The 22,026-nt window shown below is 69.2% G+C and carries 25 protein-coding genes; 17 read left to right on the top strand and 8 right to left on the bottom strand.

Annotated elements, in window-relative coordinates:
• The first annotated feature begins 13 nt into the window (after positions 1-13).
• The 9 genes from pcaH (at position 14) to HNO80_RS14085 (ending at position 7,745) form a co-directional block, all read left to right on the top strand.
• Positions 14-919: a protocatechuate 3,4-dioxygenase subunit beta gene (gene pcaH, locus HNO80_RS14045; RefSeq protein ID WP_175323473.1), complete on the top strand. Its 906-nt coding sequence runs from the start codon at positions 14-16 to the stop codon at positions 917-919.
• Positions 912-1,523, top strand: coding sequence for a protocatechuate 3,4-dioxygenase subunit alpha (gene pcaG / locus HNO80_RS14050; RefSeq protein WP_175323474.1), 612 nt, complete (start codon positions 912-914; stop codon positions 1,521-1,523). Before pcaH ends, pcaG begins: the two co-directional genes overlap by 8 nt.
• A complete protein-coding gene (locus tag HNO80_RS14055) occupies positions 1,520-3,004 on the top strand; it encodes a lyase family protein (RefSeq protein ID WP_349627359.1) in 1,485 nt (494 codons plus the stop codon). Before pcaG ends, HNO80_RS14055 begins: the two co-directional genes overlap by 4 nt.
• The gene (locus HNO80_RS14060; RefSeq protein WP_175323475.1) at positions 2,997-3,815 is read left to right on the top strand and encodes an alpha/beta fold hydrolase; all 819 of its coding nucleotides are present in this window, start codon (positions 2,997-2,999) and stop codon (positions 3,813-3,815) included. The genes HNO80_RS14055 and HNO80_RS14060 overlap by 8 nt, the downstream gene beginning before the upstream one ends.
• Positions 3,812-4,294: a 4-carboxymuconolactone decarboxylase gene (gene pcaC / locus HNO80_RS14065; protein WP_175323476.1), complete on the top strand. Its 483-nt coding sequence runs from the start codon at positions 3,812-3,814 to the stop codon at positions 4,292-4,294. Before HNO80_RS14060 ends, pcaC begins: the two co-directional genes overlap by 4 nt.
• Complete coding sequence (locus tag HNO80_RS14070; RefSeq protein WP_175323477.1) at positions 4,291-5,487, top strand: thiolase family protein; 1,197 nt, start codon at positions 4,291-4,293, stop codon at positions 5,485-5,487. The genes pcaC and HNO80_RS14070 overlap by 4 nt, the downstream gene beginning before the upstream one ends.
• Positions 5,488-5,491: 4 nt before the next feature.
• On the top strand, positions 5,492-6,151 hold the full coding sequence (locus HNO80_RS14075; protein WP_175323478.1) for a 3-oxoacid CoA-transferase subunit A: 660 nt from the start codon (positions 5,492-5,494) through the stop codon (positions 6,149-6,151).
• Positions 6,151-6,822 (top strand): 3-oxoacid CoA-transferase subunit B, encoded by a 672-nt coding sequence (locus tag HNO80_RS14080; protein ID WP_175323479.1) that lies wholly within the window; start codon positions 6,151-6,153, stop codon positions 6,820-6,822. The genes HNO80_RS14075 and HNO80_RS14080 overlap by 1 nt, the downstream gene beginning before the upstream one ends.
• A 104-nt stretch (positions 6,823-6,926) precedes the next feature.
• On the top strand, positions 6,927-7,745 hold the full coding sequence (locus tag HNO80_RS14085; RefSeq protein ID WP_175323480.1) for an IclR family transcriptional regulator domain-containing protein: 819 nt from the start codon (positions 6,927-6,929) through the stop codon (positions 7,743-7,745).
• A 22-nt stretch (positions 7,746-7,767) separates the two neighbouring features.
• Here the strand turns inward: HNO80_RS14085 and HNO80_RS14090 are convergent, their stop codons facing one another.
• A complete protein-coding gene (locus tag HNO80_RS14090; protein ID WP_175323481.1) occupies positions 7,768-8,394 on the bottom strand; it encodes a hypothetical protein in 627 nt (208 codons plus the stop codon).
• Positions 8,395-8,507: 113 nt separating this feature from the next.
• Positions 8,508-8,741: a hypothetical protein gene (locus HNO80_RS14095; RefSeq protein ID WP_175323482.1), complete on the bottom strand. Its 234-nt coding sequence runs from the start codon at positions 8,739-8,741 to the stop codon at positions 8,508-8,510.
• A 213-nt stretch (positions 8,742-8,954) separates the two neighbouring features.
• Here HNO80_RS14095 and HNO80_RS14100 point away from each other — a divergent pair, with 213 nt between their 5' ends.
• The gene (locus HNO80_RS14100) at positions 8,955-9,914 is read left to right on the top strand and encodes a diacylglycerol/lipid kinase family protein (RefSeq protein ID WP_175323483.1); all 960 of its coding nucleotides are present in this window, start codon (positions 8,955-8,957) and stop codon (positions 9,912-9,914) included.
• Between the two features lie 106 nt (positions 9,915-10,020).
• Here HNO80_RS14100 and mscL read toward each other — a convergent pair whose 3' ends face one another.
• Positions 10,021-10,548, bottom strand: a complete 528-nt coding sequence (gene mscL, locus HNO80_RS14105) for a large conductance mechanosensitive channel protein MscL (protein WP_175323484.1) — start codon at positions 10,546-10,548, stop codon at positions 10,021-10,023.
• A gap of 187 nt (positions 10,549-10,735) precedes the next feature.
• Between mscL and HNO80_RS14110 the strand changes: the two genes are divergently transcribed.
• From HNO80_RS14110 to HNO80_RS14125, 4 genes are all read left to right on the top strand, one after another.
• Entirely contained in the window at positions 10,736-11,812 is a 1,077-nt protein-coding gene (locus HNO80_RS14110) for an FUSC family protein (RefSeq protein ID WP_249777360.1), read from the top strand.
• Between the two features lie 35 nt (positions 11,813-11,847).
• Positions 11,848-12,627 (top strand): IclR family transcriptional regulator, encoded by a 780-nt coding sequence (locus HNO80_RS14115; protein ID WP_175323485.1) that lies wholly within the window; start codon positions 11,848-11,850, stop codon positions 12,625-12,627.
• A 118-nt stretch (positions 12,628-12,745) separates the two neighbouring features.
• Positions 12,746-13,936 carry a 4-hydroxybenzoate 3-monooxygenase gene (locus HNO80_RS14120; RefSeq protein ID WP_175323486.1) on the top strand — a complete coding sequence of 397 codons (1,191 nt, stop codon included), beginning with the start codon at positions 12,746-12,748 and terminating at the stop codon, positions 13,934-13,936.
• Between the two features lie 116 nt (positions 13,937-14,052).
• Positions 14,053-14,445: a nuclear transport factor 2 family protein gene (locus HNO80_RS14125; RefSeq protein WP_175323487.1), complete on the top strand. Its 393-nt coding sequence runs from the start codon at positions 14,053-14,055 to the stop codon at positions 14,443-14,445.
• 26 nt (positions 14,446-14,471) lie between these two features.
• Here HNO80_RS14125 and HNO80_RS14130 read toward each other — a convergent pair whose 3' ends face one another.
• From HNO80_RS14130 to purB, 4 genes are all read right to left on the bottom strand, one after another.
• The gene (locus HNO80_RS14130; RefSeq protein WP_175323488.1) at positions 14,472-14,975 is read right to left on the bottom strand and encodes a GNAT family N-acetyltransferase; all 504 of its coding nucleotides are present in this window, start codon (positions 14,973-14,975) and stop codon (positions 14,472-14,474) included.
• Between the two features lie 119 nt (positions 14,976-15,094).
• Positions 15,095-15,766 carry a histidine phosphatase family protein gene (locus HNO80_RS14135; protein ID WP_175323489.1) on the bottom strand — a complete coding sequence of 224 codons (672 nt, stop codon included), beginning with the start codon at positions 15,764-15,766 and terminating at the stop codon, positions 15,095-15,097.
• Positions 15,767-15,825: 59 nt separating this feature from the next.
• Entirely contained in the window at positions 15,826-16,740 is a 915-nt protein-coding gene (locus HNO80_RS14140) for an endonuclease/exonuclease/phosphatase family protein (RefSeq protein ID WP_217500940.1), read from the bottom strand.
• A 109-nt stretch (positions 16,741-16,849) separates the two neighbouring features.
• The gene (purB, locus tag HNO80_RS14145; RefSeq protein WP_175323490.1) at positions 16,850-18,292 is read right to left on the bottom strand and encodes an adenylosuccinate lyase; all 1,443 of its coding nucleotides are present in this window, start codon (positions 18,290-18,292) and stop codon (positions 16,850-16,852) included.
• A gap of 199 nt (positions 18,293-18,491) precedes the next feature.
• On the opposite strand from purB, the gene HNO80_RS14150 reads away from it, so the two are divergent.
• A complete protein-coding gene (locus HNO80_RS14150; RefSeq protein ID WP_175323491.1) occupies positions 18,492-18,788 on the top strand; it encodes a hypothetical protein in 297 nt (98 codons plus the stop codon).
• On the top strand, positions 18,788-20,275 hold the full coding sequence (locus HNO80_RS14155; RefSeq protein ID WP_175323492.1) for a hypothetical protein: 1,488 nt from the start codon (positions 18,788-18,790) through the stop codon (positions 20,273-20,275). The genes HNO80_RS14150 and HNO80_RS14155 overlap by 1 nt, the downstream gene beginning before the upstream one ends.
• A gap of 44 nt (positions 20,276-20,319) precedes the next feature.
• Here the strand turns inward: HNO80_RS14155 and HNO80_RS14160 are convergent, their stop codons facing one another.
• Positions 20,320-20,748 carry a phage holin family protein gene (locus HNO80_RS14160; protein WP_175323493.1) on the bottom strand — a complete coding sequence of 143 codons (429 nt, stop codon included), beginning with the start codon at positions 20,746-20,748 and terminating at the stop codon, positions 20,320-20,322.
• A gap of 59 nt (positions 20,749-20,807) precedes the next feature.
• On the opposite strand from HNO80_RS14160, the gene HNO80_RS14165 reads away from it, so the two are divergent.
• On the top strand, positions 20,808-21,926 hold the full coding sequence (locus HNO80_RS14165) for a histidinol-phosphate transaminase (protein WP_175323494.1): 1,119 nt from the start codon (positions 20,808-20,810) through the stop codon (positions 21,924-21,926).
• Positions 21,927-22,026 lie beyond the last annotated feature (100 nt).

Consider the following 22,026-nt stretch of genomic DNA (forward strand, 5'->3'; position numbering starts at 1 on the left):
AAAGGAGGCTGCTGTGCCTGAAGAAATCAACCTCGAAATTTTCAACGCGGACCCGATCACCGAAGACGTATCCGACGCAGCGCCCGAGGCCACACCGCAGGCCGCAAAGGCTGTTCCGGCCCTGGACACTGCCGCGGAATCACAGCAGATCCTCAGTGACGAGATGAAGGCACTGGGCGACGCCTACGCGCAGGCCCGCCGGAACGGCGCCGCGGCGGAAACCCAGCCGCGGCTGGACTACCCTCCGTACCGCAGCAGTATCCTCCGCCACCCGACCAAGAGCCTGCAACACGCGGACCCGGAGACCATTGAGCTGTACTCGCCGGCCTTCGGGCATATGGACGTGCACGCCCTCGAATCCGACCTCACCATCCAGCACAACGGCGAACCGATGGGCGAGCGGATCATCGTCTCCGGCCGCGTGCTCGACGGCGACGGCCGGCCGGTGGCGGGCCAGCTGGTGGAGATCTGGCAGGCCAACTCCTCCGGCCGCTACATCCACAAGCGTGACCAGCACCCGGCCCCGCTCGACCCGAACTTCACCGGCGTCGGCCGCTGCATCACGGGCGCGGACGGGTCCTACAGCTTCACCACGATCAAGCCCGGCGCCTACCCGTGGAAGAACCACCTGAACGCCTGGCGGCCGGCCCACATCCACTTCTCGCTCTTCGGCCAGGAGTTCACGCAGCGGATCGTCACGCAGATGTACTTCCCCGGCGACCCGCTCTTCGCCCTGGACCCGATCTACCAGTCGATCGTGGACCAGGACGCGCGGGACCGCCTGGTCGCCAGCTACAACCATGATCAGACCAAGCCGGAGTGGGCGCTGGCCTACAACTGGGACATTGTCCTGACCGGTTCGAAGCGGACCTGGACCGAGAACGAGGCACTGGGCGCAGAAGGAGACGACCATGAGTAAATTGACCCCCACACCCGGCCAGACGGTGGGCCCGTTCTACGGCTACGCCCTGCCCTACGCGAAGGACCGGGAGCTGCTGGCCCCCGGGTCCGCCGGCTCGATCCGGCTGCAGGGCACCGTGTTCGACGGCGCCGGCCATCCGGTCCCGGACGCCATCCTGGAGATCTGGCAGGCCGACGCCGAGGGCCAGGTCCCGCAGCGCACCGGCTCCCTGGTCCGCGACGGCTACACCTTCACCGGCTTCGGCCGCAGCGCCGTCGGCAACACCGGCGTCTTCACCTTCACCACCGTCAACCCGGGCCCCACCGCGCCCGGCGCCGCGCCGTTCATCTCCGTGGTGCTGTTCGCCCGCGGCCTGATGAACCGGCTCTTCACCCGCGTCTACCTGCCGGAGAACGAGGAGGCCCTCGCCGCGGACCCGCTGCTGTCCTCCCTGGAGCCGGAACGCCGCCGGACCCTGATCGCCCGGCGCGATCCCGACGGCGGCCTCAGCTGGGACATCCGGCTGCAGGGCGACGGCGAGACGGTGTTCCTCGATTTTGAAGGCACCGGAGCTGAAGGCAGTGGCATCGAGGATGCCGGCGTTCAGGACGCCTCGCAGTGACGATTCCCAACGGTGACGCCGCTGCCGGCCGGGACGGCGATTTCGGCCTGCTAAGCCCGGTGTCGGCGTCGCCCCGGGTGGCGGCGCTGACCGGGGACCGGGCGGTGCTCGCCGCCATCCTTCGGGTCGAAGCCGGCTGGGCCGCGGTCCTTGAGGAAGCGTCCCTGGCCCCGGCCGGGTCCGCCGCCCTCGTGGCGGAGGCCGCCGGCGTCGAACGCTACGACATCGCTTCAATCGCCGTCCGCGCCCAGGGCGGCGCCAATCCGGTGATCCCGCTGCTCGCCGACCTCCGCAAGCAGGTCACGGCCCTCGACTCGGCCGGCATCGGCGCCGGACGCGCCGTGCACGCCTCGCTGACCAGCCAGGACGTGCTCGACTCTGCCCTGATGCTGCTGGCGGCCGGAGCCGTGGGGGAACTGCTCACCGACGTCAAGAGGACGACGGCGGCCCTCGCCGCCCTCGCGGAGCGGCACCAGCAGACGCTGTGCGTGGGCCGGAGCCTGACCCAGCACTCGCTGCCGTTCAGTTTCGGGCTCAAGGCCGCGCAGTGGTTCCACGGGCTCGCCGCTGCCGCACGCCGGCTAGAGGCACTGGAGTTGCCGGTGCAGACCGGGGGAGCCGCCGGAACCCTGGCGGCCGGCACCGTGCTGACCGAAGGATCGGCCCTCGCGCCGCTCGACCTGGCCGACCGCCTGGCCGCCCGGCTGGGACTGGCCGCGGCCCCGGCACCCTGGCACACCAACCGGCTCGCGGTCACCGCGCTCGGCGACGCCCTGGCCGCCGTGACGGACGCCGCGGGCAAAATCGCCGCCGACGTGCTCTTCCTGAGCCGCCCGGAGGTGGCCGAACTCGCCGAGCCGCGGGCCGCTGGCCGGGGAGGCTCCTCGGCCATGCCGCAGAAGCAGAACCCGGTACTGTCCGTGCTGGTCCGCAGCGCCGCGCTGCAGGCACCGGCGCTGGCGGCCCAGCTGCACCTCGCCGCGGCCAATTTCAACGACGAGCGCGCCGACGGCGCCTGGCACAGTGAGTGGCCAGCGCTGCGCTCCCTGCTCCGGCTGGCCCTGGGCGCCGCCGGACAGCTCCGCGAGCTGGCCGAGGGCCTGCAGGTCTTCCCGTCGGCGATGCGGCGGAACCTGGACCTCTCCGGCCCGCTGCTGCTCTCCGAGGCGGTGAGCGCCGCAGTCGGCCCGCTGCTGGGAGCGGACGGCCCACGCCGGCTCCAGGACGTGGTGGACCAGACCCTGCAGGTGCCCGCGGCCGAACAGCCAGGCACCTACCGCAAGCTGCTCCGCGCGGCCGTCCCGGCCGAACTGCTCTCCGACGAGCGGCTTGAGGAGTTGCTGGACCCGGCCAACTACCTCGGCCAGGCCGCCGAAATCTCACGGCGCATCCTCGCGGCGTGGCCCGACTTCGCGGCGCCCCTGCTCGAACCGATCGAACTAAACACAACGACCGAAGAGAACGGAGCCCACCGTGGCTAGACCAACCGTCAAGGCCGTATTGCTCTCGCCCGTGCGCGAGCTCGGCGACAAGCCCCTCCTCGTGGTGGGCCCGTCGCTGGGCACATCCACGCTGCTCTGGAGCCAGGCCGGCGCACTGCTCGGCAACGACGTCGACGTCGTCGCCTGGGACCTGCCCGGCCACGGCGTCTCGCCGGCCGCGGCCGAATCCTTTACCGTCGCCGAACTGGCCGACGCCGTCGTGGAACTGGTTGATTCGATCGCGCCCGGCGCGCGGTTCCACTACGCCGGAGTCTCCCTCGGTGGAGCCACCGGCCTGCAGCTGGGCATCAAGCACGGCGAACGGCTCAAGAGCCTGTCCGTGCAGTGCAGCGGCGCGAAGATCGGCACCCCGGAAGGCTGGCTGGAACGGGCCGAAACCGTCCGCAACCAGGGCACCGGTGTGATGATCGAGGGCTCCGCCCAGCGGTGGTTCGCGCAGGGCTTCATGGAGCGTCAGCCCGAGCTCAGCAGCCGCCTGCTGCACACCCTGCGGGACGCGGACCGGTTCAGCTACGCCTTCTGCTGCGAGGCCCTCGCCGGCTTCGACGTGCGGGATGAACTCTGCAGCCTCCGGGTCCCCACCCAGGCCCTGGCCGGCGCCGAGGACACCGTCGCCCCGCCGTCGTTCGCCGAGGAGATCGCCGCCGGCATCACCGCCGGCGGGGGCACGGCCAGCGCCGCGACGCTGGAGGGCGTATCCCACCTGGCACCCTTCGAGGCCCCGGGGCACGTGGCCGAACTGCTGCGCAGCCTGATCAGCTGGACCGAATCCCGCGGAGCCGCAAAGTGACTGGCCTCCGGCCAGGCGGCCCGGGGGCCGGCCCGGAACGGAACGGCGTCGTGCAGCCGGACGCCACCAGCCAGGAGATCTACGACGGCGGCATGAAGGTCCGCCGCGAGGTGCTCGGCGCCGCCCACGTGGACCGGGCCAACGCCAACAAGGATGCCTTCACCGAGGACTTCCAGGACATGATCACCCGGATCGCCTGGGGCGGGATCTGGACCCGGCCCGGGATCAGCCGCCAGATGCGCTCCGCCGTCACCATCACCGCGATGGTGGCGCACGGCCACTGGGAAGAACTCGCGATGCACATCCGTGCCGCCCTCACCAACGGCCTGAGCAGGGACGAGATCAAGGAAATCCTGCTGCAGACCGCCATCTACTGCGGGGTTCCCTCCGCCAACACCGCCTTCAAGACCGCGCAGCAGGTCTTCCACTCCATGGACAGCACCACCATGGACAGCACCGAAACGGAAACGACAGTATGATTCAGGCTTTTGTTTACGATGCCGTGCGGACCCCGTTCGGCAGGTTCGGCGGCGGACTCGCCGGGGTGCGGCCGGATGATCTGGCCGCGCATGTGATCGGCGAGGCGGTCAAGCGTGCGCCGGGCCTGGACGCGGGGCGGATTGATGAGGTGGTGTTCGGCAACGCGAACGGCGCGGGCGAGGAGAACCGGAACGTGGCCCGGATGGGTGCCCTGCTGGCCGGTTTGCCGGTCTCGGTGCCGGGGACCACGGTGAACCGGTTGTGCGGGTCCTCGCTGGACGCGGCGATCATCGCGTCCCGGCAGATCAATACCGGGGACGCGGAGTTGGTGCTGGTGGGCGGGGTGGAGTCGATGTCGCGGGCGCCGTGGGTGCTGCCGAAGACCGAGAAGCCCTACCCGGCCGGGGATTTGTCCCTGGTGTCCACGACGCTGGGCTGGCGGCTGGTGAACAAAAACATGCGCCCGGACTGGACGGTCTCGCTGGGTGAGGCGACCGAACGGCTGGCCGAGAAATACGGGGTGAGCCGCGCGGCGCAGGACGACTTCGCGGCGGCCTCGCATAACCTTGCCGCGGCGGCCTGGGACGAGGGGTTCTACGACAAGCTCGTCACCGCGGTCCCGGGCACGGACCTGGTCCGGGACGAGGGCATCCGGCCCGGGTCCACGGCGGAGAAGCTCGCCGGGCTGAAAACCGTGTTCCGTCCCGAGGGCGGGACGGTGACGGCCGGGAACGCGTCGCCGCTCTCGGACGGCGCGTCCGCGGCGTGGCTGGGCTCCGAGGACGCCGCCGGGCTCCTGGGCCTGGACCCGTTGGCCCGGATCGCCGGGCGCGGCGTGCACGCGAACGATCCGCAGTTCTTCGGCTACGCCCCGGTCGAGGCCGCGAACAAGGCCCTCGCCAAGGCCGGGATCGGCTGGGACCAGGTCGGTGCGGTGGAGCTGAACGAGGCGTTCGCGGCGCAGTCCCTGGCCTGTATCAACGCCTGGGGCATCGACCCGGCGATCGTGAACCGGCACGGCGGGGCGATCGCGATGGGCCACCCGCTGGGCGCCTCCGGCGGCCGTATCCTCGGCACCCTGGCCCGGTCCCTGCAGGCCTCCGGTGAGCGCTGGGGCGTCGCCGCGATCTGCATCGGCGTCGGCCAGGGCCTCGCCGTCGTCCTCGAAAACGTCACCGCCGGAAAGGCCTAAGGGAATGCTCAACTTCGTAGATACCGTCGGCGAGGCCGTCGCCGGGATCCAGGACGGTTCCACCGTCATGATCGGCGGTTTCGGTAACGCCGGGCAGCCGTTTGAACTCATTGACGCCCTGATGGACTGCGGGGCCACGGACCTCACCGTGGTCAACAACAACGCCGGCCAAGGCGACCAGGGCCTTGCGCTGCTGATCAAGGAGGGGCGGGTGAAAAAGATGATCTGCTCCTTCCCGCGTCAGTCCGACTCCTGGCACTTCGACGCCAAGTTCCGCGCCGGGGAGATCGAACTCGAACTCGTGCCGCAGGGCAACCTGGCCGAACGGATCCGCGCCGCCGGCGCCGGAATCGGCGGCTTCTTCACCCCCACGGGCTACGGCACCATGCTGGCCGAGGGCAAGGAAACCCGCTTCCTGGACGGCAAGTGGCAGGTGTTCGAGACCCCCATCCACGCCGACGTCGCGCTGATCAAGGCGCTCACGGCCGACGGCAAGGGCAACCTCGTCTACCGCAAGACGGCCCGCAACTTCGGCCCGATCATGGCCGCCGCGGCCAAACACAGCATCGTCCAGGTCTCCGAGATCGTCCCGACGGGCGGCCTGGACCCGGAGGTCATCGTGACCCCCGGAATTTACGTCAACAGCATCGTGAAGGTGGCCTGATGAGCAGCGCGACGAGTATCCAGACCTCCGACAAGCCGCTGGGCCGCGACGACCTCGCCCGCCTGGTGGCCCGGGACATCAGCCCCGGCTCCTTCGTGAACCTCGGCATCGGCCAGCCCACACTGGTGTCCAACTATCTCGAACCGGAGCAGAACATCACGCTCCACACCGAGAACGGCATGCTCGGCATGGGCCCGGAAGCCACCGGCGACCAGATCGACGGCGACCTCATCAACGCGGGCAAGATTCCCGTGACCGAACTGCCCGGCGCCTCCTACTTCCACCACGCCGACTCCTTCGCGATCATGCGTGGCGGGCACTTGGACATCTGTGTGCTGGGCGCCTTCCAGGTCTCCGCAACCGGTGACCTCGCCAACTGGCACACCGGCGCACCGGACGCGATTCCCGCCGTCGGCGGCGCCATGGACTTGGCGACCGGCGCCAAGGACGTCTTCGTGATGATGACGCTGCTGACCCGCGAGGGTGTGTCCAAGCTGGTGGAGTCCTGCAGCTACCCGCTGACCGGGATCGGCTGCGTCACGCGGGTCTACACCGACAAAGCCGTCTTCCTGACCGGCCCCGACGGCGTCCAAGTCCGGGAGACCTTCGGCTGCAGCCTCGAGGAACTGCAAGCGCTCGTGCCGGTGCCGCTCGCCGCCGCCTCAGCCTGACCACCCACGCGCGAACGTACACTTAGGGCCCGGCCGGAGCGCCGTTTCGGGGCCTCAAGTGTACGTTCGCGCGTATAAAGTGATGCGTGATCGAGAGGCGTGAAATGACTGAGGCAGCAAAGGCCACCCGTGCCGACGGGGCGCCCGCGGCCAGCGACCAGTACGTGCAGTCGCTGGCGAGGGGACTGGCGGTGATCCGGTCCTTCGACGCGGAGCACCCCCTGATGACCCTGACCGAGGTCGCGGCCCGGACCGACCTCACCCGTGCCACGGCGCGGCGCTTCCTGCACACGCTCGTGGAACTCGGCTACGTCCGCACCGACGGCAAGGCCTTCGCGCTGACCGCCAAGGTGCTGCAGCTCGGTTACGCCTACCTGTCCGGGCTGTCGCTGCCGCAAATCGCCCAGCCGCACCTGGAGGAGCTGTCCCTGAAGTTGGGGGAGTCGACGTCGGCCGCCGTGCTGGACGGGACGGACATCGCCTACATCGCCCGGGTGGCGACGCGGCGGATCATGACCGTCGGCATTACCGTGGGCACCCGGTTCCCGGCCTACGCCACCTCCATGGGCCGGGTCCTGCTGGCGGCCCTGCCGCCCGCGGAGCTCCAGGAATACCTGGACGCGGCCCGGATCCGGCCGCTCACCCCGCGCGCCATCGGCACCCGCGACGAGCTGCTGGCGGAGCTGGCCACAGTCCGGGCCCAGGGCTGGTGCCTGCTGAACCAGGAACTGGAGCTCGGGCTGATGTCCCTGGCGGCACCGATCTACGACGGGCCGGACAAGGTGGTCGCCGCCATCAACGTCTCACTCCAGGCGCAGGCCGTTGCCGCGCAGCCGGACCCTGAGGCGTACTTGGATTCGGTGCGCGAGGCCGCCGTCGCCACCGCGGAACTCATCTCCGCGGACCTCTCTGCCGGACGCTGACTCTGCCGGACGCTGACGGGTCCTAGCTTCGGCGGGACTGGGCGAACAGTTGCCGCAGCGTGAAGAAGCAGCCCAGGGCGCTGAACAGCAGCGCCATCAGGAACTCACCCTTAAGGCCTTCGACCAGGTCCGCGTTGTTGGCCAGGTTGTAGCCCAGCAGGTCCCAGGCCTCCGGTTCGAACAGCAGCGCCAGCGGTGAGCCGCCAAGGTAATCGGCCAGGTCCAGCCAGATGCCGCCCAGGAACGAGAGCAGCACCGTCGCCACGGTCACGGCCACGACAACCCAGGCGCCGCGCCTGGGCATGGTGCCGCCGCTGCCCACGGTGCTGCCGGCGATGTACAGCCTTGCCGCGCCGGCCGCCGTCACGAAGGCAACAATCGAACCCATCCAGCCCAGCTTCCACAGGATCAGCCACAGTCCGACGCCGACCGGGATCACGGCCAGGGCAAAGACCGTGCCCCGCACCGAGTGTTCCAGGGACTCCGTCCGGACCCGGGGGAGGGGCAGCGCGGGCAGTTGCGCCTGCCGGTGTTCGGAGGAGTCCGGCCAAGGGGCCCCGTCCGGCCAGCGCTGACTGTAAGACGGCTCGGCCCTGCCGAAGGATTCGGATTCTTTTCTGGCGTCAAAACCTGCGCGCTCTGTCATCATTCCCCCAAATGAGATGAGTGTCCCGGCTCACTGTGTGCCGGTAAATCCCGCTTATTCTGGCACACCAAGGGAGGGAATTGATGATTTGCGCGGCTTTGATTTCCGCCCGGGCGTCAGCTGGCGGACTCCGCCGTCGTCGACACCGTGATTGTGACCCCCGCCGCGTCGTCACGGATTCTGAGGTGCAGCGGCCGGTCCACGAGGCTGGCATGCATTTCTTCGCCGTCTTCCGGGGCCAGCTGCTCCGCGAGCCGGGTGAGGGCCAGCGCCATCGCCCGGCCCCAGTCGTGTGGATCCCTGCTCGAGGCTTCAGCTTCGGCTGAGTAGTTTTCCTCTGGTCCGGTCATGTGGCCGCCTTCCGCGCCTGGAACGCGGCCGCCCCGGCGAATCCGGAGTGGCATCCGGACGTGCCGGCACGCTTCAGTTCCTGAACATGGCCAGTGTAGTGACCGGGCGGACAGCGCGTCCATGATTCCCTGCCACGGCGCGCAAGTTATCCCGCCCCACCCCGATAGGATTTCCCTGCGGGGCCCATCCCGCCCACATGCCCGAAGGACGCCATGCCACAGACCAATGCCGCCCAAGACAATGCCGCCCAGGACAATACCGTGCAGCCCAAGCGCGCCGCCGTGATCATCAACCCCATGAAGTCCTCCGGCGAGGACTTCAAGGCTGCGTTCTACCGGCTCTGCGAGACCCAGGGCTGGACGGAGCCGCTCTGGCTCGAAACCACGGCCGAGGACACCGGACTGGGCCAGGCGCGTGAGGCGCTCGAAGCGGGGGTCGACGTCGTGATTGCCGCCGGCGGTGACGGAACCGTCCGCTGCGTGGCGGAGGTCCTCGCCGGCACCGGTACGCCGATGGGCCTGGTCCCGATGGGCACCGGCAACCTGCTGGCCCGCAACATCGGCGTCGACATCACCGACCCCGTGGCCGCCAGCTACGACGTCCTGAACGGCGCCGACATCAAGGTCGACGTAGTGAAGGCCACCCTGGACCACGCCCGGGATGAGCAGCTCTTCCTGGTCATGGCCGGCCTTGGCTACGACGCGGCGATCATGGCGAACACCGTGGACGAACTCAAGGACCGCGTGGGCTGGCTCGCGTACGTCGAGGCCGGCATCCGGCACCTGCCCGGCAAACCGGTCAAGGCGCAGATCAGCATCGACGGACAGCACCCGGTCCGGCGCCGGATCCGCAGCGTGATGGTGGGAAACTGCGGCCAGATCACGGGAGGCGTGGAGGTCTTCCCCGACGCCAGGATCGATGACAATATTCTGGACGTCCTCATCCTGGCACCGGTGGGCAAGCTCGGCTGGTTCAGCGTGCTGGCCGGCATGTTCGGCCGGAAGAACGGCAAGAACAAGTCCGTCGAGTATTTCGCCGGGAAGTCAGCGGAAATCAGCCTCGACCACGAGCAGGAGTTCCAGCTCGACGGCGACCACATCGGCAAGGCCAAGCACCTCAAGGTCGCGGTGGAGCACGAGGCGCTGACCATCAGGATGACGAAGGCGGCCTAGCCGTTCCGGGCCCGGGACCCGGAGCTACCGCTAGGTAGTGTCGGGGCCCGGCAGGCCGGTGGGCGGGGATCTCGGGCCGTGCCAGGCCGTCGGGAGCATGCCCGGTTTAGCGGCTGCGTTCCCCCGAGAGCTCGGCCGTGCGACCGCCCGGGAGCCCGGATGCGTCTTCACCGCGGTCGGGGAGCCCGGCGGACCCGCCGTCGGCGTCGGGATGCGCGGCGGTCCCGCCGGTGCCGGCCAGCCCGGCCAGCAGGTCGCGGATCTCCGCCAGCAGTGCGGTGTCGGCCGGGATCGGCTTCTCCTCCGGCTCCGGGGTGGACAGCCGGTGCTTGACCATCCTGTTGATCCGGTTCATCGGAGCCACAAAGATGAAGTACACCACCGCCGCGGTGATGAGGAAGGTCACGAAGGCCGTGAGGACGGCGCCGAAGTTGACGAACGTCTTGGAGTTTCCGGGCCAGATGTGGAAGCCGAGCCCTTCGGCCTCGACGCCGCCGGCTGCCGCGATGATCGGGTTCACGATGTTCGTGGTGAACGCGGTGACCAGGGCGGTGAAGGCCGTACCGACGACGACGGCGATGGACAGTTCGATCACGTTGCCGCGCAGGATGAAGTCCTTGAATCCTTTGAGCATGGGTCCTCCGGAAGGGTGCCGTGTGGGTGGTTCAACCGATAGACGCTACCATCCAGCGGGCCCCCGGCTCTTTCCGTTGAATGGAATTTGAAGCCGACTGGCCGCGGTTTCCGGCGTACGATTCAGCTGGATGCCAGTGCCGCCGTCGTTCTCAACCGACTGCAAAGGAAGACCCATCCCACCTGTGATGCCCGCGAAATTGCTCGCCGAGATGTTCACCATGGCTCCAGCCAACAAGGACCACCAGGTCGCGATCCGTTGCGCCGTCGGCGTCTTTGTCCCGCTGATCACCCTGGTGCTGCTGGGCCGGCTGGATCTGGCCATCTTTGCCTCCTTTGGCGCCTTCGCCGGAATCTACGGCCGCAACGAGCCCCACGGCCGCCGGTTCGTGCTGCAGCTGCGCGCCGGCACCCTCATGCTCGCCGTGATCCTGCTCGGCGCCTTGGCGGCCCGCGCCGGGGCGGTGTTCGCGCTCACGCCGACAGGCACCATCTGGCTGCAGGTCCTCGCGACCACGGTGGTGGCCGGCGGCTGCTCCCTGATCGTCGCCTGGTGGCGGCTCCGCCCGGCAGGCTCGCTGTTCCACATCTTCGCCTTCGCGGCCATCGCCTCCATCCCCAACCAGCCCCCGCTCGGGCAGGGCATGCTGGTGGCCGTCCTGACCGTCGCGCTCTCGCTCCTGATCGGCTTGTCCGCCCGGGTGGCCCCGAGCCGCCGGCAGCCGTGGTCGTGGCCCCGACCGGTCCGGCTGACCGCCGCGGAGCGCCGCGTTGCCTGGCTCGAAGCCGTGGGCTACCTCGTGGCGGCCGGTCTGGCCGGCACCCTCGCGACCCTGGCCGGCGAATGGCTCGGCTTCGGCCACAACTACTGGGCCATGGTGGCGGCCGTCGTGCCGCTCGTGGGGCACAGCACGCGGCACCGCATCAGCCGCGGCGTGCAGCGCATAATCGGCACCGCGCTGGGGCTGGTGCTGCTGGCCGCCATCCTGCTGCTGGAGCCGGCCCCGTGGCAGACCGTGCTGGTGATTGCCGCCTGCCAGTTCGGCGCCGAAATGTTCATCGCCCGCCAGTACATGCTGGCCCAGGTCTTCGTCACCCCGCTGGCGCTGATCTCGACCCTGCTGGTGGCCCCGGTGCCCGCGGGAACCCTGCTGCGGGACCGGTTCCTGGAGACGGTCATCGGAGCCGCCGTCGGCGTCGCCGTCGTGCTGGCGCCGGCCCTCTGGCGCCGGGTGGCCGCCGGCCACCGTTCAATGGAAGACTGATCCCAGGCGTTCAATAGTTCGGGGAAGCAGGAAGCGTGGCTAATTCCGGGTCGGGGGACTCCGTGGTGGACCGCGTGGTGCGCCTGATCGAGGCCTTCCCCGAGGGCTCCGCCGCCCTGCAGCTCTCCGAACTCGCGGACCGGGCCGGCCTGCCCCTGACCACCGCCCACCGACTGGTCCGGCAACTGGCCGGGCACGGGCTCCTGGAGCTCGGCAGCGGGGGATCGGTCCGGCTGGGGCTGCGGCTGTGGGAGCTGGTCAACCGGAATTCGCCGACCCTGGCCCTGCGGCAGGCGGCGATGCCGCTCATGGAAGACATCCAGCAGGTGCTCAACCAGAACGTGAACCTGGCCGTCCTGGACGGCTGGGACGCCTTGTTCGTGGAGCGTCTGTCGCGCCGCGGCTCGGTGGCGAACCGGGCGAAGGTCGCCGGACGGATGCCGGTGCACCTGTCCTCGGCCGGGCTGGCGTTGATGGCCCATCAGCCGGCCTCGGTGCAGGCGGCGTACCTACGCCAGTTCAAGGACCCCGCAGACAGGCTCCGCGCCGGGGACCTCCGCTCGCTCCTGGCCGAGGCTGCGGACGAAGGCTACGCCCAGCTGGCCGGCGTCGTGGACCCCGACACCTGGGGGATCGCCGTCCCGGTGCGGGACGCCAGGAAACGGACCGTCGCTGCGCTCGGCGTCGTGGTTCCGCTGCGCGAGATGCGGCTGCAGGCGCTGGTACCGGCGCTGCAGACCGCGGCGCGGGGCATCGGACGCAGGCTCGGGGACTCCCGCACGGCAGCTGAATTCCGTTCAATGGAAGACCTGTAACGTAGATCACTGCTCCGGGCGCACACTGTTAGGCAGAAGACCGATCCGGTCCGGAGCCGCGGCGTGCGGCCGACAGCTTGGAACGCCGCTCCGGGCCCCGCAACGAAGCGAGGACAGCATGGCAGCCCGAAAAGTCATTACCACCCAGGTGGCCATCGTGGGCGGGGGCCCCGCCGGGCTCATGCTCTCCCACCTGCTGGCCAAAGAGGGCATCGAGTCCACCGTGGTCGAACTGCGCAGCCGGCGCGAAATCTCGGAAACCGTCCGGGCCGGCATCCTCGAACACGGCACTGTCAACCTCCTCGTGGACACGGACGTCTCCGACCGCGTGCTGCGCGACGGCGACCGGCATGACGGGATCGAGCTGCGGTTCAACGGCGAAAGCCACCGCATCGACTTCCAGGACCTGGTTGGCGAGTCGGTCTGGCTCTACCCGCAAACCGACGTCTTCATGGACCTCGCCGCGCGCCGGGAGGCCGACGGCGGCGACGTCCGGTACAGCGTCACGGACACCAGCGTCCATGACATCGAGGGTTCGCCGAAGGTGTGGTTCACGGACGCGGACGGCACCGAGTTCGAGCTTCAGGCCGACTTCATCGCGGGCGCGGACGGCTCGCGCAGCCACTGCCGTGTCCAGATTCCCGAGGCAGACCGCAAGTGGTACTTCCACGAGTACCCCTTCGCCTGGTTCGGCATCCTGGCCGAGGCGCCGCGCAGCTCCGATGAGCTGATCTATGCCAACTCGGAGAACGGCTTCGCACTGATCAGCCAGCGGACCGAGACCGTGCAGCGGATGTACTTCCAGTGCGACCCCGGCGAGGACGTCACCAACTGGGACGACGAGCGGATCTGGGAGGCGTTCCGCAGCCGCGTGAACGGCAACGGCTTCCAGCTCAAGGAGGGCCCGGTCATCGACAAGACGGTCCTGAAGTTCCGCAGCTTCGTGCACGCCCCGATGCGGCACGGCAAGCTGTTCCTGGCCGGCGACGCCGCCCACACCGTCCCGCCGACCGGAGCCAAGGGCCTGAACCTGGCCATCCACGACGTCAAGGTGCTGTTCGAAGGCCTGGACAGCTTCTACAAGACCGGCTCCACGAAGCTCCTTGACCTGTACAGCGACCGCGCCCTGGACCGGGTCTGGAAGGCGCAGCACTTCTCCTACTGGATGACTTCCATGCTGCACACCCCGACCGGCGCCGACGACTTCGCCCGCGCCCGCCAGCTCGGCGAACTCAATTCCGTGGTGTCTTCGCGGCACGGCCGCGCCTACCTTGCCGAGGCCTACACGGGCTGGCCGGCAGGCCGCTAGGACAGCCTTCTGGGCACTGGCGGGCGGACATATTTTCATCGACACCACCCCGGGCCAGGACTAGCCTTTAACCGTCCCAGCATGACCCGACAAGGACGACAGAGAGGTGTCCGATCATGGGAAGCGCAGACAATGTTGAACTGGTCCGGCGGGGGTACGAGGCCTTCAACTCAGGGGATATGGCGACTCTTAGCGAAATCTTCGCTGAGGACGCAGTCTGGCACGTGGCCGGAAGCGGCGTGCTATCGGGGACGAAACAGGGCCGTGACGCCATCCTGGCGTATTTCGGCGAACTGGGCGCGCGGACGCAGGGTAACTTCCAAGCCCAGGTCCAGGACATCGTCGGCGGGGACGGCCACACGGTCGCGATCCAGCAGACCGTTGCGGAAAATAACGGCAAGAGCCTGGACATGGGCTCGGTCATCGCGTTTGTCGTCCGTGACGGCAAGATCGCCGAGGGGCGGGAGTACTTCGAGGACACGGCCAAGTCAGACGATTTCTGGACCTGACTGAGTGCCCCGGTACAACGGTTGCCTCACGCCATGGCGGTGTGCGCGGCGCTGTGCGAATCGATCGGCTTGGCGTAGCAGTACGAGTGCTCCACGCCGATGTACGGGCCGAAGTTCGGCACGGCCACGAAGCCCGAGTTCTGGTAGAACTGCCGCCCGTCGGTCTGCACCGACCCCGCCTCAGCGGTCAGGGTGGTGATGCCGAGGGCGTGGGCGTGCCCCTCGAGCGCCGCCAGGATGGAACTGGCCACGCCGGAACCTCGCGTGTACGGCAGCACGTAAAGCCGCTTGATCTCGGCAGTTTGCTCGTCCAGCAGCCGCAACCCGCCGCAGCCCACCGGCTGGCCCGACGCCTTGTCGTGCGCGACCAGGAACACCGCGGTGTCGGCTTCCGACGGCGGCGGCCCGGACTCGTGCCCGCGGTGGCCGAAGCGGGCGTCCAGTTCCGCCTGCTGGGCTGCCCGCAGGTCGGCTCCCACGGGGTTGGACCAGGGGACCTGCCGGATGTTGAGCCGCGGGTTGGTCTGCATCGCTGCCTCGATTCGCCGAAGGGTTATGCAGACCAAGGCTACGGAGCGGCGGTTTCCGTGGTGTTTCCTGCAGGTTAGGGTTCTGCGAAATCGCCGGTCGGCCGGGTGCGCCCTTCGTGTCAGGCGGGGCGGCCGATAGGGTCCTCCGCCGTCGGGTCCGCCAGGGCGAGTCCGCCCACCGGGCTGTCGTCCCAGTGGATCAGCCGCCAGCCGGCGTCGGGATCGCCTTCGAGCGCCACGATGCCGGTGTTGGCGAGCACGTGCCGCGCGGCGAACTCCGCCTCGACATTGGCGGCGCGCAGGCCGGTCCAGACCCGGATTGCGGCGCCGTGGCTGACGACGGCGACGGCGGCGTCCGCGCCGCCGGCGGAGGCAGCGGCAGCGATCCTCGCGATCGAGTCGTCGTAGCGTTCGAAGAAGTCGTGGCCGCTGGGGCCGGAGGGCATCCGCCGGTCCAGCTCGCCCGCGGTCCAGGCGAACACCGTGCCGAGGTAGCGCAGGTGGGATTCGCGGTCGGTGAGCTTCTCCAGCGCCCCGGCTTCGATTTCCCGCAGCCCTTCCAGCACCTCAATCTCCAGCCCGCGGGTGGTGGCGAGCGGTGCGGCCGTGAGCTGGGTGCGGATCAGGGTCGACGCGTAGAGCAGCCCGATCTGCTCGTTCGCCAGGGAGCGGGCCAGCGCGGCCGCCTGGCGTTCGCCGAGTTCGGTCAGTCCGGGGCCCGGATGGGCGGTGTCCAGCTGCCCCAGGACATTCCCCGGGGTCTGGCCGTGGCGGATCAGCAGAAGCCTCATGCAGCGATTTTACCGGCTGTGCCGGGCCCGGCTCCGCTTGCCGCCCGTGATTCCAGCGGTCAAGGGATCCGGACCGTGGCCTGGATCGGGGCGTGGTCGCTGGGGTAACGGTCGTCCAGCCGGAAGGTGTTGACCGCCGCCTCGGCCACCTGGATCTCCGGCGTGACGGCGATCCAGTCGATGCGGCTTTCGCCGATGACCGGGTCCTTGTAGTTCGGGAACGTCCCGTACTCCGGAGTCAGCCGCTGCTTGGCCGCGGTCCAGGAGTCCCGGAAGGTGCCGCTCCCCACCAGGGTGCTGTACGCGCCGGAGGCACCGGCGTCGGCGTTGAAGTCGCCCATCAGCACGGTCGGCAGCCCCGGCTCGAAGCGCGTTGCGTGCTCCACGATGGCCTCGGCGCTGCGCAGCTGCGCGTTCTCGGACTCGTGGTCGAAGTGGGTGTTGACCACCATCAGCTCACGTCCGGTGTGGTTGTCTTCGAACCGGCCCCAGGTGGCGATGCGGGTGACGTGGTTGCCCCACGTCGCCGAGCCGGCCACCGTGGGCGTATCCGAGAGCCAGAACTGGTCCCACTCGTGCAACCGCAGGCGGCGGGAGTCGTAGAAGATGCAGGAGTGCTCGCCCCGACGGCCACCTTCGCGGCCGTGGCCGATCATCCGGTAATGGTCCGGAAGGGCCTCGCCGATCACGGCAAGCTGGTGCTCCAGGCCCTCCTGGATGCCCAGCACCTCGGGCAGCTCCTCGGCCAGTACGGCCTGCAATGCCGGAACGCGCTCCGGCCAGTAGTCGGCCTGGCCCGGGAGGGTTTCCGCGATGTCGCAGCGGATGTTGAAGCTCATCAGGCTCAAGGCAGCCGCGTCGGCCGCGGCGTCAGCAGCCGCGCCGGCTCCTGGGCCGGGGTCGGCGTCGGGACCGGCCGCTGGGCCGGGGTCGGTCAGAACGGTCCGTGCTGTCGACGGTGCGTCGCTCGGCAAGGGGTCTCCTCGGGTCGGTAACAGCCCCAGCTTCCTTTCTGAAGCTGGCCAGTCCTCGACGGCCGCGTAAACGGCGGCCTGCCGGAAGGTGAATTCAGGGCGAGCATGGCTAGGCCAGGTGGTCGACCAGCTTGTCCGCGATGCCGGTGTACTTGCCCGGGGTCAGGGCCAGAAGCCGGGCTTCGGCATCGGCTGACAGGCCCAGGCCTTGGACGAATTCCTGCATCCGGGCGGCGTCCACCCGCTGGCCGCGGGTCAGGTCCTTGAGCCGCTCGTACGGGTTTTCCATCCCCGCGACGCCGGCAATCGCCTCGGCCCGCATGACCATCTGGATCGCCTCGCCGAGGACCTCCCAGTTGGTGTCGAGGTCCCTGGCGAGCACGTCCTCCGCCACGTCCAGGCGGTCCAGGCCCTTGGCCACGTTGGAGATGGCCAGCAGGGAGTGGCCGAAAGCCACGCCGATGTTGCGCTGCGAGGAGGAGTCGGTGAGGTCGCGCTGCCAGCGGGAGGTGACCAGCGTAGAGCCCAGTACGTCCAGCAGGCCCGAGGAGATCTCCAGGTTGGCCTCGGCGTTCTCGAAGCGGATCGGGTTGACCTTGTGCGGCATCGTGGAGGACCCCGTGGCACCGGCAACCGGGACCTGCGCGAAGTAGCCGATTGAGATGTAGCTCCAGATATCGGTGCACACGTTGTGCAGGATCCGATTGAAGCGCGCGACGTCGGCGTACAGCTCGGCCTGCCAGTCGTGGCTTTCGATCTGCGTGGTCAGCGGGTTCCAGACCAGGCCCAGGCCTTCCACGAAGCTCTTGGCGACCTGCTCCCAGTCCGCGCCGGGCACGGAGGCGACGTGGGCGGCGTAGGTGCCGGTGGCGCCGTTGATCTTGCCGAGGTACTCGGTCCGGGCAATGCGGTCCAACTGGCGGGTCAGCCGGTGGGCGATCACGGCCAGTTCCTTGCCCAGCGTGGTGGGGGTGGCGGGCTGTCCGTGCGTGCGGGACAGCATCGGGACCGCGCGGTTGGCCTCGGCCATCGTGCTGATCTGCGTGACCAGCTTGCGGGCCGCGGGCAGCCACACGTCTTCCACGGCGCCCTTGACGCCGAGCGCGTAGGAGAGGTTGTTGATGTCCTCAGAGGTGCAGCCGAAGTGCACCATGGCGGTCAGGTGCTCGATCCCGATGCCCGGCAGACGGCGGCCGATGTAGTACTCCACGGCCTTGACGTCGTGCACGGTGACGGCCTCGATTTCGGCCAGTTCGGCGACCGACGCGGCGTCGAATTCGGTGACGATGGCGCGCAGCTGCTCCTGCTGCCCGGCGCTCAGCGGTCCGGCGCCCGGCAGTACGTTGTTGCTGGTCAGGTGGATCAGCCACTCCACCTCGACGGCGACCCGGTCACGGTTCAGGGCGGCTTCGGAGAGGTAGTCCACCAGCGGCGCGACCGCCGACTGGTAGCGGCCGTCGAGCGGGCCGAGCGCGATCTGGTGGTCGGACGCGGCGAGGGCCACGCGTCCGGACGGCGTGCGGGTCTCAGCTGTGGCGGCAGTTTCAGGCATGGTCCGATTCTTTCACGAAGTGCCGCCGGGCCTTAAGCGGGCAGTTCCGTGTGACATTCCCGCCGCGGACGGGGCTCATTCCGCGCTCCTGCGCGAGGCGGCTGCTTTTCCACATAGCTGTCCCGGCCGCTTTCGGCGCCGCCGGCCGGCCCCTAGCCTCGAACCCGGGACTGAACTGCAGATGAAAGGGGCCCGGATCATGAGCGGCACGTTGACGGCGGCGGACGCGGCGGCGTGCGCCTCACGCAGCTATGAGGTACAGCAGCTGGCTGCCAGGGTTGCGTCATGTGCGGAGCAGGCGGGTGCCGCCCTGGCCGCACTGAGCCGGATGGAACTCCAAGGCTGGCAGTCCCCGGCCGGCCGCGCCTACCGCACCACGCTGTCGCTTCAAGCCGCGGCCGTGCGGCGGGGCCGGGACGGGCTGCAGGACGCGGCGGCAGTGGTCCTGCGGCACGCCCAGAACGTGACGCTTTCGTCGGGACGGCCGGGGTACTGATGGCGGAGGCCACCCCGGCGGGCTCCGGAGCAGTCCCCCGCCCCTCCGCGCCGCCCCCGGACGGGATGCTCCGGATCCGTGGCGGGATCGGCGGCCTCAGCTTCCAGTTCGAGGAACTGCTGGCGGGCGCGGCGGCCCTGGATGGGGTGGTGCGCCAGCTCTACGCCCTGGAGGCGGAGGCCGACGGCGTCCGCCGGGCGCTGTTCGACTATCAGTCCGACTCCTACCGCAGCGGCAGCAACGCGATCATCGCGGTGGGGGAGGCCGGCCGGGACGTCAGCCGCGTCAGGGCCGAATTGGAACACATCGCCGCCCAGGTCCGGGCCAGCCACCGGGAATACGAATTCACCGAAGCCCGGAACGCCTTGTTGCTCCGGATGGGGCTCTACGCGCCCGAATACGGATCCCCGCAAAGACTCTTCGAGCTTCCGGGGATCCGCGACCACGTCGAACACGGCGTGGCCATGGCTCCGCGCAGCCTGGCCCTCCTGCTGGGCCTGCCCGTTCCTCTGGCCGGGGCCGTCGGCGCGCTCAGCGGCCCCACGGATGTCCGGCGCGCAATCCGGGACCTGGCGGCCGCGCCGGGACTGGGGTTCCTGAAACCGCGGCCGGTCACAGTTGTCGGCAGCGAAACCGCCGCCTCGGACGTGGACCTGTCCCCGGCGGGCCTGTTGCGGCGGGCGGACACGGTGGGCCGGAACAGCGGCGACATTGAAGTCATCCGGGTCGACGGCGGCAGCCGGCGCGCCTGGGTTGTCGTCATCCCGGGAACCCAGCTCGGCGGGCTGCCCGAGGGAACGAACCCCTTCGATGCGGCAGGCATCGCCGAGGGGCTTGGCTACGATTCGCAGGCGACCACCGCTGCCATCAGGCAGGCGCTGCGCGAGGCCGGCGTGGAGGCGGGCGAACAGCTCGCCATCGTCGGCTACAGCCAGGGCGGCATCCACGCCATGAACCTCAGCAGGGACAAAGCCTTCCTGGCTGAATTCGACCTCAAGTTCGTACTGACCGCCGGTTCCCCGGTTGGCGGCATCACCCCTGAGCCGGGCATCGGCAGCCTGCACCTGGAGCACCAGCACGACTGGGTGCCGGGAGCCGACGGACTGGCCAATGCGGACACCAAGGACCGCGTGACCGTGACCCTGACCAATGACCTGGTCATGCCGCCGCCGCAGGATTTCGGTCTCGGTCCCGGCCACCGACTGGAAAACTATGCGGTCGGGGCGGAGGCGGTCGCGGCGAGCCGGGATCCCTCGCTGCGGGCGTCCACCGCCGCGTTGGCCGCCGTGGTTGGTGCCGGCGGCACCGCAACGGTGACCCGATTTTCCCTGCGGCGGGAGCCGCTGCCGTCGCAGGGAGTGGTCACGGCTCCGGGGCCCAACCGCGGGACCGGCGTGTTGCCCTCAGCCCGGGCCGCGACGGACGCGCGGCCGGCTGCGGCACCGGTTGCGGCGGCGGGTGCGGCGCCGGCGGGGGTGTCCGGCTAGGGGGTGGCCGGGTAGTGCCGGCGGGAGTGTTCGCGTGGGCCCGGCTAGCGGCGCCGGCCGCCCGGGAGCCGCCCGGCGACGAGGGAAACCACGGTGATGATGATGGCGGCGAACACCGCGGTCCAGAAGAAGGAGTCGATGGTGAAGTGCACCGGCGTGTAGGCGCTCAGCCAGGAGGTGAGGTACAGCATCGCGGCGTTGATGACGATCGTGAACAGCCCCAGCGTGAGGATGGTGAGTGGCAGCGACAGCAGGCTGACCAGCGGCTTGACGAGGGCGTTGACGAGGCCGAAGATCAGCCCGATGAACAGGTACGCCAGAATGATCCCGATCGTGTCCGTGCCCTGCGTGACGCCGCTATTGGCCACGGCCCCGGTGGTGGCGGACGTGGAAATATCCAGCCCGGGGAGGATCCAGCTGGCGATCCAGAGGGCCAGAGCATTGACGATGACCCGCACGAAGAGTGAGCGCATGGCCCCATGCTGTCACATCACCGGTCGTACCGGCAGGAGGGCGAAGTAGGCTAAGAGGCATGACTTCATCAGACAACCAGGCCGGAGGGATCCGCCCGCGGCCGGTAGTGGACCTCCTTCCCCGTTACGCCGCCGGAAAACCGCCGGTCCCGGTCGAGGGGCTCGTGAGCTACAAGCTTTCCTCCAACGAGAACCCGCTGGCCCCGATCCCTGCAGTGCAGCAGGCCATCGCGGCGCAGACCGACTTCAACCGCTACCCGGACCCGCTAAGCAGCAAGCTGCGCGGGGCGCTCGCCGGCTTCCTGGACGTCCCGGCCGAGGACATCGTCACCGGCGCCGGCAGCCTCGGTGCCCTCAACCAACTACTGGCCACCTTTGCCGGCCAGAACGACGACGGCAAGGCCGATGAGGTCATCTACGCGTGGCGCTCCTTCGAGGCTTATCCCATCAGCGTTGGCCTCGCCGGCGCCGAGAGCGTGCAGGTCCCGCTGACGGCCGACGGCCGGCACGACCTGGACGCGATGGCTGCCGCAGTGACGGCCCGCACCCGGATGATCCTGCTGTGCACCCCTAACAACCCCACCGGCCCCATTCTCACAACCGAGGAGACCGAACGGTTCCTCAAGACTGTCCCCTCGGACATTGTGGTGGTCATCGACGAGGCCTACCAAGAGTTCGTCCGGGCCGAGGACGCCGTCGACGGCATCGCGATGTACCGCAAGTACCCGAACGTCGTCGTCCTGAGGACCTTTTCCAAGGCGCACGGCCTGGCCGGACTGCGCGTGGGTTACAGCGTGTCCCAGCCGGACCTCACGCAGCACCTGCGCGTCACCGCGACGCCCTTCGCGGTTTCCCAAATCGCGGAGGCGGCGGCCGTCACGTCGCTGCAGCACTTCAGCGAGGTTGTAGAAAGGGTACAAAGCCTGGTCGATGAACGGGACCGCGTGACCGAGGGCCTGCGCGAGCTCGGCTGGTTCGTACCGGACGCCCAGGGCAACTTCGTCTGGCTCAATCTGGGCGCCAACAGCGCGGAATTTGCCGCACTGGCGGGGGAGCGGGCACTGTCCGTCCGGGCCTTCGGCAACGAAGGGGTGCGGGTGAGCATCGGCGAGGCCGAAGCCAACACCCGTTTCCTCGAATTGTGTGCGATCTATACAAAACCCACACAGCGTTCCTAGCGCTTAACACGAAGTCCGCCGGCAGTTCGCTGCGGATAAAGTAGGGACGAGTAAGCCAAAATATATGCCGGACCTGGAATGCATGCCCGGTCCGGCATAT

The organism is Arthrobacter sp. C9C5 (assembly GCF_013359735.1).
GTDB lineage: Bacteria > Actinomycetota > Actinomycetes > Actinomycetales > Micrococcaceae > Arthrobacter.

Coding starts and splice junctions, on each gene's coding strand:
- purB (WP_175323490.1), bottom strand. CDS start 18,292: ATGCCTGAAACTGCCGCCACAGCTGAGACCCGCACGCCGTCCGGACGC.
- pcaG (WP_175323474.1), top strand. CDS start 912: ATGAGTAAATTGACCCCCACACCCGGCCAGACGGTGGGCCCGTTCTAC.
- HNO80_RS14130 (WP_175323488.1), bottom strand. CDS start 14,975: ATGCAGACCAACCCGCGGCTCAACATCCGGCAGGTCCCCTGGTCCAAC.
- HNO80_RS14110 (WP_249777360.1), top strand. CDS start 10,736: ATGCCCGCGAAATTGCTCGCCGAGATGTTCACCATGGCTCCAGCCAAC.
- HNO80_RS14155 (WP_175323492.1), top strand. CDS start 18,788: ATGGCGGAGGCCACCCCGGCGGGCTCCGGAGCAGTCCCCCGCCCCTCC.
- HNO80_RS14165 (WP_175323494.1), top strand. CDS start 20,808: ATGACTTCATCAGACAACCAGGCCGGAGGGATCCGCCCGCGGCCGGTA.
- HNO80_RS14075 (WP_175323478.1), top strand. CDS start 5,492: ATGCTCAACTTCGTAGATACCGTCGGCGAGGCCGTCGCCGGGATCCAG.
- HNO80_RS14160 (WP_175323493.1), bottom strand. CDS start 20,748: ATGCGCTCACTCTTCGTGCGGGTCATCGTCAATGCTCTGGCCCTCTGG.
- HNO80_RS14090 (WP_175323481.1), bottom strand. CDS start 8,394: ATGATGACAGAGCGCGCAGGTTTTGACGCCAGAAAAGAATCCGAATCC.
- mscL (WP_175323484.1), bottom strand. CDS start 10,548: ATGCTCAAAGGATTCAAGGACTTCATCCTGCGCGGCAACGTGATCGAA.
- HNO80_RS14125 (WP_175323487.1), top strand. CDS start 14,053: ATGGGAAGCGCAGACAATGTTGAACTGGTCCGGCGGGGGTACGAGGCC.
- HNO80_RS14070 (WP_175323477.1), top strand. CDS start 4,291: ATGATTCAGGCTTTTGTTTACGATGCCGTGCGGACCCCGTTCGGCAGG.
- HNO80_RS14135 (WP_175323489.1), bottom strand. CDS start 15,766: ATGAGGCTTCTGCTGATCCGCCACGGCCAGACCCCGGGGAATGTCCTG.
- HNO80_RS14150 (WP_175323491.1), top strand. CDS start 18,492: ATGAGCGGCACGTTGACGGCGGCGGACGCGGCGGCGTGCGCCTCACGC.
- HNO80_RS14120 (WP_175323486.1), top strand. CDS start 12,746: ATGGCAGCCCGAAAAGTCATTACCACCCAGGTGGCCATCGTGGGCGGG.
- HNO80_RS14100 (WP_175323483.1), top strand. CDS start 8,955: ATGCCACAGACCAATGCCGCCCAAGACAATGCCGCCCAGGACAATACC.
- HNO80_RS14080 (WP_175323479.1), top strand. CDS start 6,151: ATGAGCAGCGCGACGAGTATCCAGACCTCCGACAAGCCGCTGGGCCGC.
- HNO80_RS14095 (WP_175323482.1), bottom strand. CDS start 8,741: ATGACCGGACCAGAGGAAAACTACTCAGCCGAAGCTGAAGCCTCGAGC.
- HNO80_RS14085 (WP_175323480.1), top strand. CDS start 6,927: ATGACTGAGGCAGCAAAGGCCACCCGTGCCGACGGGGCGCCCGCGGCC.